The sequence below is a fragment of the Mycobacterium sp. JS623 genome, assembly GCF_000328565.1.
GTDB lineage: Bacteria > Actinomycetota > Actinomycetes > Mycobacteriales > Mycobacteriaceae > Mycobacterium.
Window position 1 is genome coordinate 4,665,952 of the sequence record NC_019966.1, and the last position, 17,068, is coordinate 4,683,019.

General features: G+C 64.8%; 10 protein-coding genes, 1 tRNA gene and 1 pseudogene. 4 read left to right on the forward strand and 8 right to left on the reverse strand.

All coding sequences use genetic code 11. The features are described 5' to 3' along the window. Nucleotides 1–37: 37 nt before the first annotated feature. From rho to argS, 6 genes are all read right to left on the reverse strand, one after another. A complete protein-coding gene (rho, locus tag MYCSM_RS22790) occupies nucleotides 38–1,933 on the reverse strand; it encodes a transcription termination factor Rho (RefSeq protein ID WP_015308528.1) in 1,896 nt (631 codons plus the stop codon). Between the two features lie 291 nt (nucleotides 1,934–2,224). Next, on the reverse strand, nucleotides 2,225–3,169 hold the full coding sequence (gene thrB, locus MYCSM_RS22795; protein ID WP_015308529.1) for a homoserine kinase: 945 nt from the start codon (nucleotides 3,167–3,169) through the stop codon (nucleotides 2,225–2,227). 2 nt (nucleotides 3,170–3,171) lie between these two features. Then, nucleotides 3,172–4,254 (reverse strand): threonine synthase, encoded by a 1,083-nt coding sequence (thrC, locus tag MYCSM_RS22800; protein WP_015308530.1) that lies wholly within the window; start codon nucleotides 4,252–4,254, stop codon nucleotides 3,172–3,174. Beyond that, nucleotides 4,251–5,576, reverse strand: coding sequence for a homoserine dehydrogenase (locus tag MYCSM_RS22805; RefSeq protein WP_015308531.1), 1,326 nt, complete (start codon nucleotides 5,574–5,576; stop codon nucleotides 4,251–4,253). Before MYCSM_RS22805 ends, thrC begins: the two co-directional genes overlap by 4 nt. Beyond that, nucleotides 5,573–6,955: a diaminopimelate decarboxylase gene (gene lysA / locus MYCSM_RS22810; protein ID WP_198344965.1), complete on the reverse strand. Its 1,383-nt coding sequence runs from the start codon at nucleotides 6,953–6,955 to the stop codon at nucleotides 5,573–5,575. The genes MYCSM_RS22805 and lysA overlap by 4 nt, the downstream gene beginning before the upstream one ends. Nucleotides 6,956–6,990: 35 nt before the next feature. After that, nucleotides 6,991–8,643 (reverse strand): arginine--tRNA ligase, encoded by a 1,653-nt coding sequence (argS, locus tag MYCSM_RS22815; RefSeq protein ID WP_015308533.1) that lies wholly within the window; start codon nucleotides 8,641–8,643, stop codon nucleotides 6,991–6,993. 116 nt (nucleotides 8,644–8,759) lie between these two features. Between argS and MYCSM_RS22820 the strand changes: the two genes are divergently transcribed. The 4 genes and pseudogenes from MYCSM_RS22820 (at nucleotide 8,760) to MYCSM_RS22835 (ending at nucleotide 12,455) form a co-directional block, all read left to right on the forward strand. Continuing rightward, nucleotides 8,760–8,835 (forward strand) — tRNA-Arg (locus MYCSM_RS22820). A gap of 254 nt (nucleotides 8,836–9,089) precedes the next feature. Further along, nucleotides 9,090–10,172: a beta-galactosidase gene (locus tag MYCSM_RS22825; protein ID WP_015308534.1), complete on the forward strand. Its 1,083-nt coding sequence runs from the start codon at nucleotides 9,090–9,092 to the stop codon at nucleotides 10,170–10,172. Nucleotides 10,173–10,481: 309 nt separating this feature from the next. Continuing rightward, a pseudogene (locus tag MYCSM_RS38395) lies at nucleotides 10,482–10,600 on the forward strand (Rv2640c family ArsR-like transcriptional regulator); the annotation flags it as partial. 667 nt (nucleotides 10,601–11,267) lie between these two features. Continuing rightward, a complete protein-coding gene (locus MYCSM_RS22835; RefSeq protein ID WP_015308535.1) occupies nucleotides 11,268–12,455 on the forward strand; it encodes a cellulase family glycosylhydrolase in 1,188 nt (395 codons plus the stop codon). A 19-nt stretch (nucleotides 12,456–12,474) separates the two neighbouring features. Here the strand turns inward: MYCSM_RS22835 and MYCSM_RS22840 are convergent, their stop codons facing one another. Together MYCSM_RS22840 and MYCSM_RS36160 are read right to left on the reverse strand one after the other, a co-directional pair. Next, a complete protein-coding gene (locus MYCSM_RS22840; RefSeq protein WP_015308536.1) occupies nucleotides 12,475–13,464 on the reverse strand; it encodes an endonuclease/exonuclease/phosphatase family protein in 990 nt (329 codons plus the stop codon). A gap of 68 nt (nucleotides 13,465–13,532) precedes the next feature. Then, complete coding sequence (locus tag MYCSM_RS36160) at nucleotides 13,533–16,691, reverse strand: beta-propeller fold lactonase family protein (protein ID WP_015308537.1); 3,159 nt, start codon at nucleotides 16,689–16,691, stop codon at nucleotides 13,533–13,535. Nucleotides 16,692–17,068 lie beyond the last annotated feature (377 nt).

Below are 17,068 nucleotides of genomic sequence, written 5' to 3' on the forward strand. Positions count from 1 at the left end.
GGACGCTCAGCGGGCGTGAGCGCGCCGAAACCGCGGGTTAGTCGACCTCGGCCTGGCCCGGTGCGGTCTTGGAAACCTGCACCAGGAACTCGTAGTTGTTCTTGGTCTTGCGCAACTGGCTCATCAGCAAGTCGATGGCCTGATGCGGGTCAAGACCGCTGAGCACGCGACGCAGCTTGTGCACGATCGCGAACTCATCCGGCGAGAGCAGCAGCTCGTCCTTGCGGGTGCCCGACGGGTTGACGTCCACGGCCGGGAACACCCGGCGCTCGGAGATCTTGCGGTCGAGCTTGAGCTCCGCGTTGCCGGTGCCCTTGAACTCCTCGAAGATCACCGTGTCACCGGTCGAACCGGTCTCCACCATGGCGGTGGCGACGATCGTCAGCGAGCCGCCGTCTTCGATGTTGCGGGCAGCTCCGAGGAACCGCTTGGGCGGATACAGCGCGGTGGAGTCGACACCACCGGACAGGATGCGGCCAGACGCAGGCGATGCGTTGTTGTACGCACGGCCCAGGCGGGTGATCGAGTCGAGCAGCACGACGACATCCTTGCCCTGCTCGACGAGGCGCTTGGCCCGCTCGATGGCGAGTTCTGCGGCCTGGGTGTGGTCTGACGGCGGCCGGTCGAAGGTCGAGGCGATGACCTCGCCCTTGACCGAGCGCTGCATGTCGGTGACCTCTTCAGGCCGTTCGTCGACGAGCACCACCATCAGGTGGCATTCGGGGTTGTTCTTGGTGACACCGTTCGCGATGTCCTGCAGGATCGTGGTCTTGCCGGCCTTCGGCGGCGACACGATCAGCGCGCGCTGCCCCTTGCCGATCGGCATGATCAGGTCGATCACGCGGGTGGTCAGCTTCTCGGTCGTGGTCTCCAGCCGCAGCCGCTGGTTGGGGTACAGCGGCGTGAGCTTGGTGAAGTCCGGCCGGTTCTTGGCCTCTTCGACGGGCCTGCCGTTGACGCTGTCGAGACGCACAAGCGGGTTGAACTTCTGTCGCTGGTTGGGCTGCTCGCCGTCCTTGGGCACCCGGACCGCTCCGGTGATGGCATCGCCGCGGCGCAGGCCGTTCTTGCGCACCATGTTCATGGACACGTAAACGTCGTTGGGGCCGGCCAGGTAGCCGGAGGTGCGGACGAACGCGTAGTTGTCGAGCACGTCGAGGATGCCTGCGACGGGCTGAACGACGTCGTCCTCGCGAAGCTCGGTATCGCGGTCACCACCGCCGCCGCCTTCGCCGCGCTCGCGGCGCCTGCGGTCACGGAACCGACGGCCGCGACGGCCCCCACGGCCTTCGCCGTCGTCGTCGGCGTTGCCGCCGCGGTTCTGGCCGCCCTGATCGCCTTGCTGATCGTTGTCGGAGGACTTATCGGACTTGTCGGGCTTGGAGTCCTGCTTGGGGCCACGCTGACCTTCGGCGTCGGCCTTGTCCGGCTGCGCGGACTGCTGCTTGTCGTTCTTCTCGCCCTTGTCGTCGGAGCCGCTCGGCGAGCCGGTGCCGCGTGAGGCACCGCGACGCTCGCGGCGCGGTGGGGCCTGCTGCTCGGCGGGCTGCTCGGACGGTTCAGCCTCGGTCGCGGTGTCGGCCGGCGCGGTGCCATGGGCGTCGCCCGCGTCTTCCGCCTTCGACCGGCCATTGGAGTCGCCACGACGCTCCTTGATGGCGGCAACGAGCTCGCTCTTACGCATGCCGGACGCGCCCTCGACGCCGATCTCCTTGGCGAGCGCACGCAGTTCGGGCAGCACCATGGTCGACAGCGCCGCACGGCGATCGCCCGACGCGACGTCGGCCGTCGGCGCGGTTTCCGCGGTGCCGTTCGTCGCGTCCGCACCGGAGGTGTCCGGGGCGGTTGAAATGTCTGAAGTCACGGTTTGGTTTTGCGGCAGCTCGGCGTTTTCGCTGCTGCCACCAGCCGTGAAGAGGTCCGTTTCTGTCACGGATTTCCTTTCTGATCCCCCGCTGGTCAAGCCGACGCGGGGGTCCGGGCATTCAGCTGATGCGCTGAATGCGGAGGTCCCACCATTGCCTCTGCAACGGTGATCGCCGGGATTCGCCGGTGTGCGGCGAACCGTCAGTCCACAAGATTGAACACCTAAAAGGGAAGTGGTCGTCCTAGTGTTGGCGCAGGCAGAGACGCTGCGATTGCTGGACAGCTGCGAGAATAACCCGCATCGGAGCCGGAAGCAAGAAACACCTTGATTCGCATGTGACTCATGTGGTCCGCAAAGTCAGTTCCGACCGGCTGCGCCGGACGTCCATCGGACGCCGTCGCCCACCGCCATCTTGCTGACGGTGAACCCGTTGGCGGTGCCGTACTCCAAGGCCTCTGCTGGCAATTCTGGCTGGGAACTCAACGCGATAACCGCAGGACCAGCGCCGGATAACACCGCTGCAACTCCACAACGCCGCAGTATCTGCAGGTATTCCGCCGATGCCGGCATGGCGGCCGCGCGCTGCGGCTGATGCAGGACGTCTTCTGTCGCTTCCATCAGCAGGTCGGGCCGCTCGGTCAGCGCCAACACGAGCAGCGCCGCCCGACTGAGGTTGAAGCGGGCGTCGGTGTGGCTGACGTGGTCGGGCAGCAGCACGCGCGTCTCTGCCGTCGACGAGCGCACCTCGGGGATCGCGGGAAACAGGTGGATGTCGGGGTGCAGCCGCAGCGGCGCGGCCGCGTATCGCGGCAGCACGCCCTCGTGCTCAGTCCACGACACCACCGCGCCACCGAGGACCGCTGCCGACGCGTTGTCGGGATGCCCCTCGAACTCCGACGACAGCTGGATCAACTCGGTTTCGGTCAGCGACGTCGAGTCCGCTTGCGTCACAAGGCCGTTGACCACGGCGAGGCCACCGACAACGGCTGCGGCCGACGAGCCCAAGCCGCGGGAGTGCGGGATCTCGTTGCGGCAAAACACTTTAAGGCCTTTGGCGGTGACACCGGCCGCCTGGAGCCCATGTTCGATGGCGCGCACCACCAAGTGTGTCGCATCGAGGGGCACCTGGCCAGCGCCTTCACCTTCGACCTCGATCGTGAGGCCGGATTCGGTTGTCTCGACGATGATTTCGTCGTAAAGGCTCAGCGCAAGGCCCAGGCTGTCGAAGCCGGGACCCAGATTGGCGCTCGAGGCCGCCACGACGGAGCTGGCCGTCAACCCGGCCGGCAGAGTGGTTGGCACCTTTAGACCAAACCCAGTTTCTCGACGACAGCCGTGGGATCGACCGGCACCGGCGTGACGGACGGCATGCCCTTGAGCGCGGTGTCGGGATCCTTGAGCCCGTTGCCGGTCACCGTGCACACCACGGTCGACCCCTTCGTCACCCAGCCGTCCTCGATCGACTTGAGCAGGCCCGCGATGCTGGCCGCCGATGCCGGCTCGACGAACACGCCTTCGGTGCGCGCCACCAGGTGATACGCGGCGAGGATCTCCTCGTCGGTGGCGGCCAGGAATCGGCCGTTGGACTGCTGCTGCGCCTCGACCGCGGTGGCCCACGACGCGGGCGAGCCGATCCGGATCGCGGTGGCGATGGTCTCGGGGTGGCTCACCGGCTCCCCCAGCACCAGCGGCGCCGCTCCCGCTGCCTGCGTGCCCAGCATGCGGGGCAGCCGGTCGGACACCCCGTCGCGGTGGTATTCCGTGTAGCCCTTCCAATACGCGGTGATGTTGCCCGCGTTGCCGACGGGCAGTGAGTGCACATCAGGCGCGGTGCCAAGCGCGTCGACGATCTCGAACGCAGCGGTCTTCTGTCCCTCGATGCGGTACGGGTTGACGGAGTTGACCAGCGAGACCGTCGGATAGTCGGCGGTGAGCTTGCGGGCCAGCTCGAGGCAGTCGTCGAAGTTGCCGTCGACCTGAATGATCTTCGCGCCGTGCATGACCGCCTGCGCGAGCTTGCCCATCGCGATCTTGCCCTGCGGAATCAGCACCGCACACGTGATGCCAGCCCGTGCGGCGTAGGCGGCCGCCGAGGCCGACGTGTTGCCCGTCGACGCGCACAGCACGGCCTTCTGCCCACGGGCCACGGCCTCGGTGACGGCCATGGTCATGCCGCGGTCCTTGAACGAGCCGGTCGGGTTGAGCCCCTCCACCTTGAGATGCACTGTGCAGCCGGTATATTCGGATAGCCGCGGCGCGGACACCAACGGGGTGCCGCCCTCGAGAAGCGTGATCGCGGTCCAGCTGTCCTCGACGGGCAGCCGGTCGCGGTAGGCGGCGATCAGACCCGGCCAGGGCTGGTGCACCGCGGTCCTGGGTGCGGTCATTCCGTGGTTCCTTCCATGCGCAGCACGCTGTTGATGCTCTGCACAACGTCGAGGTCTGCCAGCGCCGCAACGGTTTCCGACTGCGCTGCATCGGTGGCCCGGTGCGTGACGACCACGATGCGCGCACCGCACCGCTGACCGCCCTCGTCGACCATGCCCTCTTGCCGCACCTCGGCGATGCTGACCTCACGCTTGCTGAATTCCGCTGCGACGGCAGACAACACGCCGGGCCGGTCGGCGACGTTCATGCTCACGTAGTAGCGGGTGGGGATGAATCCGATCGGCGCGATCGGCAGCTTGGCGTACTTCGACTCGCGCGGCCCGCGGCCACCCTGAACGCGGTTGCGGGCGGCCATGACGACATCGCCCATCACCGCGGAGGCGGTTGGTGCGCCGCCTGCGCCCTGGCCATAGAACATCAGCCGGCCTGCGGCCTCGGCTTCCACCACGACCGCGTTGAACGCACCGTTGACCGCAGCCAGCGGGTGGTCGAGCGGCACCAGCGCCGGGTAGACGCGCGCCGAAACCCGCTCCTGCCCTTCATCGTTGGTGAGCCGCTCGCAGATAGCCAGCAACTTGATGGTGCAGCCCAATGCGCGCGCCGACTCGAAGTCGGCGGCCGTCACTTTGGTGATGCCCTCGCGGTAGACGTCGTCGGCCGTGACCCGGGTGTGGAACGCGATCGAGGCGAGGATCGCGGCCTTGGCCGCGGCGTCGTAGCCCTCGACGTCGGCGGTCGGATCCGCTTCCGCGTAGCCGAGCGCGCTGGCATCGGCGAGCGCGCTGGTGTAGTCGGCGCCGGTGCTGTCCATCTCCGAAAGGATGTAGTTGGTGGTGCCGTTGACGATTCCAGCGACGCGCAGCACCCGGTCGCCCGCCAGAGATTGGGTCAGCGGGCGGATAACAGGGATGGCGCCGGCGACGGCGGCTTCGAAGTAAAGGTCGACGTGGGCGTGCTCGGCGGCCTGGGCGAGCTCGCCGGTGGACACCGACATCAGCGCCTTGTTGGCGGTCACGACGGACTTACGCTGTTCCAGCGCGCTGAGAATGGCCTTGCGGGCGGGTTCGACGGGGCCCATCAGTTCGACGACGATGTCGACATCGTCGCGGGACACCAGCTCTTCGATGTTGTCGGTGAGCAGGTCGATGGGCACACCGCGGTCGTCGGCGACCCGACGCACCCCGATGCCGCGCAGCTCGAGCGGGGCGCCGATGCGGGCGGTCAGGTCCTTCGCGTCCTCCTCGATGATGCGGACGACCTCACTGCCGACGTTGCCGAGCCCCAATACGGCTACGCCGATGGACTTTTCGTGGTTGGTCATTTCGTTACCTCCAAACTCAGCAGATCGTCGACCGTCTCCCGGCGCAGAACCAGGCGGGCTTGCCCGTTGCGCACGGCCACCACCGCGGGGCGGCCGATCAGGTTGTAACGGCTCGACATGGAATAACAGTAGGCGCCCGTGGCGGCGACGCCCAGCAGGTCCCCGGGCGCGACGTCGTCGGACAGCCACGCGTCTTTGACGACGATATCGCCGCTCTCGCAATGCTTTCCGACAACACGCGACAGCATCGCCGGCATTTCACTGACGCGCGAAACCAGACGTACATCGTATTCGGCACCGTAGAGCGACGTGCGGATGTTGTCGCTCATGCCACCGTCGACGCTGATGTAGCGGCGATTCTTATCGGTCGCGATGTCGACGTCTTTGACGGTGCCGACCTGGTACAGCGTGATGGTGCCGGGCCCCGCGATGGCGCGGCCGGGCTCCACGACGAGTCGCGGCGCGGGCAGGCCAACGGCGGCGGATTCGTTGCGGACGATGGCGCTGAGCTTGGCGGCCAGGTCTGTGATCGGTGGCGGATCATCCTGCGGCAGATAGGAAATACCCAGTCCGCCGCCGAGGTCGACGGTCTCGAGTTGGCTGGTCTTATCCACACCGAACTCGGCGACGACGTCGCGCAGCAGTCCGATCACCCGGTGGGCGGCCAACTCGAATCCGTCGACGTCGAAGATCTGCGAGCCGATGTGGCTGTGCAGGCCGACGAGACGCAGGTTGTCGGTGGCGAAGACGCGCCTGATTGCGTCCATCGCCGCACCGCTGGCCAGTGACAGGCCGAACTTCTGGTCCTCGTGGGCGGTGGAGATGAATTCGTGGGTGTGGGCCTCCACACCGACGGTAACGCGGACCAGGACGTCCTGCACGGCGCCGGCCGCACCGGCGATCTCGTCGAGGCGTTCGATCTCGGTCATCGAGTCGAGCACGACGTGACCGATGCCGGCCTTGACGGCCGTCGTCAGCTCGTCGACGGATTTGTTGTTGCCGTGCAACGTGATTCGATCGGGAGGAAAGGTGGCATGCAGTGCAACGGCGAGCTCGCCGCCGGTCGCCACGTCGAGGGACAGACCCTCCTGCTCGACCCAGCGTGCCACCTCGGTGCACAGGAAGGCCTTGGCGGCGTAGTGGACGTTGTCGCCACCGCCGAACGCCGCGGCGATCTCGCGGCAGCGTGATCGGAAGTCGTCTTCGTCGATCACGAAGGCGGGAGTGCCGAACTCGGCGGCGATGTCGGTGACGGGAACGCCGGCGATTGACACGACACCGTCGTCGCCGCGAACGGTGCTGCGCGGCCACACATTCGGGGCGAGCGTCAGGACATCGGCTGCGGACTGCGGGCGGGGCGGCGCGCCGCCATGCTGCATTTCGTCAGCGTGCCGGGGCCCGGCGGGGTGAGCGATCACATCCGCTCCGGAGCGCTAACGCCGAGGATGCCAAGGCCGTTGGCGATGACCTGGCGGGTGGCCTGGCAAAGCGCCAACCGTGCGGCATGCAGATCGTTGGGCGCCTCGTCGCCTTGCGGCAGCACGCGGCAGGAGTCGTAGAACCGGTGGTAGTCACCGGCCAGATCCTCGAGATAGCGCGACACGCGGTGCGGTTCCCGAAGGGCCGCAGCGGTTTTCAGCACACGAGGAAACTCGCCGAGGTTGCGAATCAGCGTGCCTTCCTTATCGTGCGTGAGGAGGTCGAGGTGCTCAGTGCCGGGGCTCAGGCCGAGTTCGGCGGCGTTGCGGGCCAGCGCCGAGAGCCGGGCGTGCGCGTATTGCACGTAGTAAACCGGGTTTTCGTTGGACGCCGACGACCACAGCGCAAGATCGATGTCGATCGGACTGTCGACCGAGGAGCGGATCAATGAGTACCGGGCGGCGTCGACGCCGATGGCCTCGACGAGGTCGTCGAGGGTGATGACGGTGCCTGCGCGCTTGCTCATCCTGACGGGCTGGCCGTCGCGGACCAGGTTGACCATCTGGCCAATGAGCACCTCGACGGTGGCAGGGTCTTCACCGAGCGAGGCGGCGACGGCCTTGAGCCGCGCGATGTATCCGTGGTGGTCGGCGCCGAGCATGTAGATGCACAGGTCGAATCCGCGCTGACGCTTGTCGAGGTAATAGGCGATGTCGGCGGCCACGTACGCCGGATTGCCGTCGCTCTTGATGACGACGCGGTCCTTGTCGTCGCCAAAGTCGGTGGTGCGCAGCCAAACTGCGCCGTCCTTCTCGTAGATGCTGCCGGCCTCTTTGAGCTTGGCGATCGCCTCGCCGACCCGGCCGGAGGTGTGCATCGAGTCTTCGTGGGTGTAGACGTCGAAGTCGGTGCCGAAGTCGTGCAGCGACTGCTTGATGTGGGTGAACATCAGGTCTACGCCGATGGCGCGGAAGGTCTCGCGCATCTCGGCGTCGGGCAGGCTCAGTGCGTCAGCGTCCTTGGCGAGCACCTGGGCTGCGATGTCTTTGATGTAGTCGCCCGCGTAGCCGTCGTCCGGGGTCGGCTCGCCCTTGGCGGCGGCGATCAGGGAGTTGGTGAAGCGGTCGATCTGGGCGCCGTGGTCGTTGAAGTAGTACTCGCGCACGACCTGGGCGCCCTGGGTGGATAGCAGCCGGCCGAGGGCGTCGCCGACGGCGGCCCAGCGGGTGCCCCCGATGTGGATGGGCCCGGTCGGGTTGGCGGAGACGAACTCGAGGTTGATGTGTTCGCCCTTGAGCGCGTCGGAGTTGCCGTAGTTGGGGCCCGCGTCGATGACGTTCTGGACGATGACGTTCTGGGCGGAGGCGTTGAGGCGCAGGTTGACGAAGCCGGGACCGGCGACGTCTGCGGCCGAGATGCCACCTTGTTCGGCGAGAGCCGTCGCGAGCCAGCCGGCCAGTTCACGGGGGTTGGCACCGACCTTTTTGCCCAGCTGAAGGGCAATATTGGTGGCGTAATCGCCGTGTCCGGGGTTACGCGGACGTTCGACGGTGACGGTCGCCGGCAGTGCTGAGGTGTCGAGGCCATGCTCGGCGAGCACCGCGGCGGCGGTGGCCTTGAGCAGTTCGGCAAGGTCGGCGGGGGTCACGAGGGTCCATCCTATGGTCTGAGGTGGTCAGGCCCCGAATCCGTTTCCGCTCGCGGCGATGCGTTAGGCTGTGCCCTGCTTGTCATTGCCCAATGGCGCATGCCTCTTCTATATGCGCCCCCGTAGCTCAGGGGATAGAGCGTCTGCCTCCGGAGCAGAAGGCCGCAGGTTCGAATCCTGCCGGGGGCACCAAGTGACTCACAGGGCGCGCAGACGCAAAAAATCACCGGAGTTGGTGCCAGAAATTGGTGATATTCCGCCTTGCTTGGTGATTGGCGAACGCTTCAAAGCGATGGTCTGGGTGTGGCAGACCTCTAAGAAGGGTATCGATGCCACAACTCCTCAAGGGCTGAACGTAAGCGGCAGACGGTGACAAAGAGGCGAATGTGGCTAACGATGTGGATCTTGTTAATCGACTAACGGCATCACAACGGAGGGCAGACCGGATGAGGTTGCGTAAATGCGTCATCGCGGCGGTAGCGGCTCTGCTCGTTGGCTCATCCGTCGTCGGACCGGAAACCGGAACCGCGAAGGCGCAGGCTGTGGCCGAATTCGGTTTTGCGTCTCTGAGCAGCCTCGCCGCCACGTCGATTGCGGACCATGACGCGTATGCGGCGCAAGTGAAAAATACCGGCGCGAGCTGGGTGCGCGAATTCGTCGCATGGAACCTTGTCGAGCCAGAGCCCGGGGCTTTCAACTGGGGCAATGTCGACCTCGCAGTCTCGGCGGCTCGTGCGAGCGGCACGAAGGTTCTGCTGGCGCTGGTCGGGCCGGCGCCCGTGTGGGCGCAGGGTCCGGTTCCAGATCTCAGTCGATCGGCGACGCCGGCTGATCCTGCGACATTCGGGCAGTTCGCCGCGGCAGCCGCCACCAGATACGGAGATTACGTGAGCACCTGGGAAATCTGGAACGAGCCCAATGATCCCACGTACTTCCAGGCACCAGATGTTCCCCGCTACGTCCAGCTTCTCAGGGCCGCCCACGAATCGATCCATAGTGTCCGGCCCGGTGCTGTCGTCGTTACCGGGGGGGTGACTTCGAACCCGTCAGCGTCGATATCGATGACCAGTTTCATCGACCAGCTTTACCTCAGTGGTGCACAGCCCTATCTGGATGGCATCGGCATGCACCCATACTCGATCCCGTACGGAATCAGCGACGATCCCAACCATGTGTGGAACGATGTCGCGGCCGCTCGTACCACGATGGTGAACAACGGTGATTCGGCCAAGAAGATCTGGATCACCGAATGGGGCATTCCCACAGGCACATCCGCGGCTGCTTCCACCGAAACTCAACAAGCCGCCAGGTTGCTCGATGGCTTACGGACCGCTGCCGCAACCCCGTACTTGGCCCCGCTGTTCCTCTTCACTGTGCGGGATCTGAGTCCCGACGCGGGCAATGTGGACCACAACTTCGGTGTGTTCAGGTATGACGGCTCACCAAAAGAGTCCGCTCTAGCCATTCACGGCTACGCTACCGGTGGTGGCACGCCGACAATCACTGCACCTACCACGCCCTCCAGTTGAACACCCCGAGCCGTATTGCTGAGTTCGCTTTGGCATAGTTCTTTCGCTCACCGGTCTACTAGCTCTCGACGTTGATCTGGCGATGCGAGCCACTCGACAAACTGCAGACGTTGAGTAAATGCTGGAACAGCTAAATCAGTTGTGCGACACCATTATCGGGGCATCCATCCAATAGCAGCTCAGCAATGACTTTTTGGCAGACGCCGACAAAGTTGCTCGGCCCGGGCCAGTGCGAAAATCGATGCGAGCAGTGATGCCGTCGCCATTACTTCACCGACGAGGTGTCCGGTGGTGACGCGGTGCTTGCCGATGGTCGACATCTCCGCGCGGTCTGCTGTGCGCCAGTCGCGGCCGGTCCGGTTGACGACGACGCTGCGCTAGAGATCGCTTTGCGGCTCAAGGCTTTAGCCGATCCCATGTGCGTGAAGTCGGATTAGAGTGACGCGGCAGGCCCGACCGAACTTCGTCTTCGTCCTGGGTCGCGGCATGACCGGAAAATCTGGGACCTCATCGTCAGCCAGGCCCGTTCGCGCCACCACAACCGAAAGCCCAACGCTGCCAACACCAGACCTCGCAAAGACTCGCACCACCGACTTCGCCGGTGCCACCTTCACGCCTGCCGCGAAGGAGCGCTCGCGCAAAACGATCGCCAAAGTATCGCGCTGCTCGGCCACCCCGTACTGCCGACGCGGGTCGTAATCGACGATGTCGGCGGGTATCTCGACGAGGGGCTCAACGTGCGACGAGTGCGGCTGGCCGAGTCCGGGCCCGGCGCGCGGGATCGGATGTCTCGGCAAAAGGGCGCCCGGCGGACACTCGTCACCGCGATGCGAACCCAGCAACCTGACACCGGTGCGTGATGTACCGCTGCGCGACCACGGATACGCACGATTGGCTCCCTCTCGCGAAAAAAACGCAAATATGCAGCGGTTTCGGTTCCACATGCCGCGCCCACAAGGTCTCGATTCCACACACCGTCAGATAAAGGCCCGATAAAGGCTGAGTGACTGCTGATGACAATGAGACGGATGTGGCTAACGATGTATGCGGTAGTCGAGGGACTACACGGCGCACCCGAGCAAAGGACACACCAGGATGAGGTTGCGTAAGGGCGTCGTTGCTGCATTCGCGGCACTGCTCTGCGGCACTTATATCGTCGCGTCCGATCCCAGTACCGCCAGCGCGCAGCCCGTCCCCGAATTCGGATTCGCCTCCTTGGCCACCCTCGCCAGCACGTCCGCCAGCGACCACAACGCCTATGCGGCGCAGGTCAAGAATGTCGGGGCGAGCTGGGTTCGACTTGTTGTGCCTTGGAACAACGTCGAGGCGAACCGAGGAACATACAACTGGGCCACCGTCGATCCCGCGGTGTTGGCTGCGCGGGCGAACGGCACCAAGATTCTGCTGTTGCTCACCGGGCCTGCGCCCTACTGGGCGCAGGCTCTGCTCGGAAATCCGCTAAGCGGCGCGGGGACACCGGCCGACCCCGCGACATTCGGGGCCTTCGCCGCGGCCGCGGCCAACCGCTACAAGGATTACGCGAGTACATGGGAGATCTGGAACGAGCCGAACGACCCCACATTCTTCCAGTCGCCGAATGTTCCGCGGTACGTCCAGCTTCTCAAGGCTGCGTATCAGTCGATTCACGCCGTCCAGCCCAATGCCGTCGTCGTGACGGGCGGTGTGACATCCACTCCCGCGGCGACGATTTCGGACACCAGTTTCGTCGATCAGCTCTACAGCAACGGCGCCAAGCCGTTCCTAGACGGGATCGGCATGCATCCGTACACCATCCCGTACGGCATCAGCGACGACCCGAAACATGTCTGGAACAACCTCGCCATCGCACGCACCACGATGACAAACAACGGCGATGCTGCGAAGAAGATCTGGGTGACGGAATGGGGACTGCCTACGGGCACGTCCGCATACGCCTCCACGGAAGCCAAGCAAGCATCGAGATTGGTTGAGGCGCTGCAGACCGCAGCCGCGACGCCCTACCTCGCGCCGCTATTCGTGTTCACCGTGCGGGATTTGAATACGGACACGAGTAATCCCGACGCCAACTACGGCGTCTTCAAGTCCGACGGCAATCCCAAGCAGGCCGCGTATGCAATTCAGCAGTACGCCTCGGGCGGCGGACAGACTCCGCCGACAACCACCACGCCTACGACCACTACACCTACGACCGCTCCACCGCCAACCACCACCACTCCCCCGCCCGCGCCGTCGCCCCAACAGAACTTCGTCTTTGTGCTCGGCCGCATTTTGGGATGGTGGTGACACCGCCACATTTCGGTAGCTAGCCGGGAGTAAGTGCGATGTCGGCGATCAGTGCGAGGTGGTCGGAGATCGGCACCCGCGCCGTATGTACCGATGCCGCGGTCGCCTTGAAAGTCAGGATGTGGTCGATCGCGACGATCGGCGGCACCGCAGAATCCGATGGGAACGTGAACTGGACACCCGCGCCAGACTGTTCGGCCGCGTCGCGATAGCCGCCGCGCAGTAGCCCACGGAACTCTCTCATGTCGTTCGTCGCATTCAGATCACCGGCGACAATGACCGCTCGCTCTTGCGGTCCACCCGCGAAGTCGCGCAATCGTTCCGATAGCTGACCGATGCTGCGGCGCCAGTCCGCGACCGGCTTTGGGAAAGGCCCCGGCAAGTGCACCGTCACGATTAACGGGGCAACCCTCATCCCCGGAACTCGCAACCCAGCGCTGACGACGGCCATTTCACCGTCAACAAACTGCTGGGGGTGCTCGAGCGGATACCGACTCCAGATACCGACGCCGGCTGAGAGCTTGCGCGGGGCGAGCGTGTGGTACGGAAACGTGGCGTCAAGCCCGTGAAGCTTGTTCGCAAGCTCGGGCGTGAGCTCCTGGACTGCCAGCACATCGGCGTATTGCTGCGCGGTGGACGCCAGCGACGCCGGAATCGCCGTCCCCAGACGGAGATTCGACGACATCACCCGCACGTGAACGGTTTCGGCCGCCGGGATGGTCGAGCCGATGTACCACGGCAACTCCACGAGGACCATCGCGGCGGCCAGCACCGCAGCCACGATCGTGACAAGCCATCGTCGCTGGACTGCAAATAGAACCATCGCCAGAACCGCGCCGCAGATAAAGAACGGATACAGTGCTGCGGTCACCGCGAGGACTTGGAGCGTGAGCGGTACATAGCGCACGATCAGTGCGTATGCGGCGACGGCCAAAGCCAGCGCACCGGCGATGGTCCCAGCAGCCCCGGACTTCCTGGACAGTGTTCGCAACTTTCTGTCGGCCGTCATCGGTGGGCGCAAAACAGCGTCAAGTGTGCGAGCGGGCCAGCGGCGCCGCCCAGCCCGAATTCATCACCTCACGCCAGTGTGCTGACCGCAGCGGATCCCGGCCCGATCGTGATCGGTGTAACCGTGTTGCTGTTGAAGTTGGTGACATAGATGCGGCTACCGTCCGGACTCACGGCGATGCCGTAAATGAATCCTCCGGCCGGGCCGGACGGTGTGGCGTTGATCTTCGTCAACACAGTATTGGTCCTGGTGTCAATCACCGTGACCGTGCCGTCTCCCGAGTCGGTGACGTAGGCGAGGCTGCTGTCGGGGCTCAACGCGATCGAGGCGGGGAAGGAGCCCACGGTGATGGTGTTCGTCACCGCACCTGTCGCGGTATTGACCACTGACACCGTGTTCTCTTCGGCATTGACCACGTACAGTCGAGCGCCGTCGCGACTCACCGCGACGTCTTCCGGACCGCGGCCGACGGTGATCGTGCCGATGACGGTGTTGGTAGAGGTGTTGATCACCGACACCGTGCCCGGGGCGTAAACACCGTTGACGGGGAATCCACGTGAAATCGCGTACGCACGGGTGCCATCGGGACTGAACGCGACGCCGATCGGCTGGTTGCCCACAGTGATCGTGCCGATGACGGTGTTGGTTGAGGTGTTGATGACCTGCACCGTGTTCCCGGTCTGATTCACTACGTACGCGCGGGTCCCGTTGGGGCTCAACGTAATACCCAGCGGACCGCTGCCCACCGGTATGTTGGCCGTGATTGCCCCGTTGGTGGTGTTGACCACCGAAACGATGCCGCGGGCGGCATCGCTGATGTAGGCCCGAGTGCCATCTGGGCTCAGGGCGAGTCGTGTCGGGTAAGCCGAACCGAACTGGACCATGCCGATGAACGAATTGTTCGCGGTGTTGTACGCCGCGAGTATTCCGCCGTTGTTGGCGCTGAGCACATACGCGCGAGTGCCGTCGGGGCTGAATGCGACGTCGATCGGGCCGCCGCCGGCGATCATGTTAGGGCCGACGGTGGTCTTCGTCGGAGACACGGTCACGGTGACCGGCACCGCTACCGGTGCATTGATTCCGTCGCTTACCGAGACAGTGAAGGTGTCTTGATCGACGCTGGAGGTCAACCCCGCCCGCAGCTGGCCGGCCTGTGTTGGGGTATACGTGAAGGCGCCGGTCGCCGCGGTGATCGTGACCTGGCCGCTGGTCGGGCCGCTCGTGACCGTGTACGTCAGCGGGTCGCCGTTGGGATCGGTGACATTCAGGGTGCCGGTGACCACACCGGCGGCGTTCGGCGCGCCGACCGTTGGCGGACCGTTGACGACCGGGCCGGAGTTTCCGCTGCTGCCCAGGGTGATCACCGTGACGTTGTTGGTTCCGCGGTTGGTGACATAGATGCGGTTGCCGTCCGGGCTCACCGCCACTCCGAACGGAGCGTCGCCGACAGCGATCCGGTTGACAACAGTGTTGGTCGAGGTGGAGATCACATTGAGCGTGTCATCGAATTCGCTTGGCACATAGGCAAACTGGCCGTTCGGACTGACGGCCACCATGATCGGATGATCGCCGACGCCGGCGATGGTTCCCACGACTGTGTTGGTCGACGTGTTGATGATCGTGACCGAGTTTCCGCGCGTGTTGGTGACGTAGAGGCGGGTTCCGTCCGGGGTAACCGCCGCCCCGACCGGGTAATCACCGACCGGGATCGGGGAACCGACCACGGTGCTGGTGGCGGTGTTGATCACGGTGACCGTGTCATCGTAAGCGTTGGTGACATAGGCGCGAGTTCCATTGGGGCTGAACGCCGCCGAAACTGGGACGGTCCCGACGGGGATGGTGGCTGCCGCGGTGTTGGTGGCCGTATTGATGACGGTCACCGTGTTGGTCGAGACGCTCATCGCGTACACCTTGGCGCCGTCGGGGCTGATCGCCACCGAGTATGGATTCGCCCCGACGGGAACGGTGGCTATGACGGTGTTCGTAGCGGTGTTGATCACCGACACCGTGCTCGCGGTGTAGTTGGACGTGTAGGCACGGCTGCCGTCGGGGCTCACGACGACGCCCGAGGGGCCGTCACCGACCGGAGTCGTGGCAATGACGGCGTTCGTGGCGGTGTTGATGACCGACACGGAAGCATTGTTGAGATTGGAAACGTAGATACGAGTGCCATCGCGACTGATCGCGATGCCGTACGGGGTGACTCCGACAGGGATAGTCGTAGTGGTCGTCGCCGCGGCTGTCGCGGCCGCGGTCAGTGGTGAATTGCTGACCGCGGCTGTTGGGGCAGCGGTCAGCGGTGCACTGCTCGTGGTCTGTAGTGCGACGGTTGGCGTGCTGCTGTCCACCGAATTCTGGAATTCCCGGCGACTGGCCCACGCCAGCGCCGCCAACGACATCGCCGAATTGAGTGGATTACTGGGCGTGTTGGACAGCGCCGGGTTAAAGCCGACCATCTGCAAAATTGTTGAGAACGCCGTTGTCACGAAGTTGGTCGAGGTTGGTGGCGGGGAGAGCACAGCGGCGTCGATGCCCAGCGATGCGGCCTTCGGTTGTTCCGTCCCTGAGGAGGTCAGGACAGAGGAACGCACCGCTGGCTTGTCGGTGTTGGTCTCTGGTTTGGCCGCAACAGGTTCCACAACCTTGACGTCCGTCACGACGTGACTGTCATCCCGCGACGCGGTCTTGCCTTCGTCCTGCTCAGCACTCGCAGTCTTGGGTGTCTCGCCCAGCGGGGTCCGCCGCGACGACGGCCCTTTCGAGTCGGGCTTGTTGACCGAACCGCGCGGCTTCACCTCGACCGGCGTCGCGGCGGGATCCAGTTTGTTTTGCGGATTCTCGACATCCGGATCTGCAGTGACCGGGTCGGTCCCGGGTGCCGGTTCAGCGCCCTTTTCAGCTGCAGGTTCACGCGGTGAGCCCCCGGGACGGGAATCAGGCTCGTTCTTGTCCGACGAAGAACCGCGGTACGGACGGCGCGGATTGCGTTCCCCGGCGTCTTGCGAGCCGCCGGCGGGCGGCACTGCTGGGGATGCACCCGTCGGACCGCCTTCAGACGGGGTCGATGGTGATCCAGGTGTCGAGCCCGTCGAGGAGGTCGAATTGGTCGGTGACGCGGTGTCCGTCGTATCGGCCGTCGCCACTCCGCCGTTTGCGGCAACCGCAATGCCTAACCCCAACCCGAACGCCAATCCCCCCACCCGCGGCAGACATTTGTTCTTATCCACAAGCTCACCTCGACTGTCGTCATCGTCAATAAATGCGGGGTTCTCGTTACGATACGTGAGCAGCCAACCTTGGTTGACGCTACGGCAAACTTTGCTCACCTTCTCTTATTCCATTTCGGTAGGGAAAGCAAGCGATTGCTTTGCGAACAATCTGATTCATTTTGCAGCTATCGACAGCGCCTGGTACGAGCCCGACACCGCGGCGATGGGAAGCCTCGGGATCCCGGCCGGCCTCCGGGCTCTCTCCCCACGGCCTTCTACCAGTGACTTTCGCGGAGGCCCGCAGGTCTGCCGGTGAATCGTTCGAGCGCGCCGTGGGGGAGCTCATCGCTTTGAAGCTTCGCGTACTTGCGAATGGAAGCAATTCCGGTCGCACT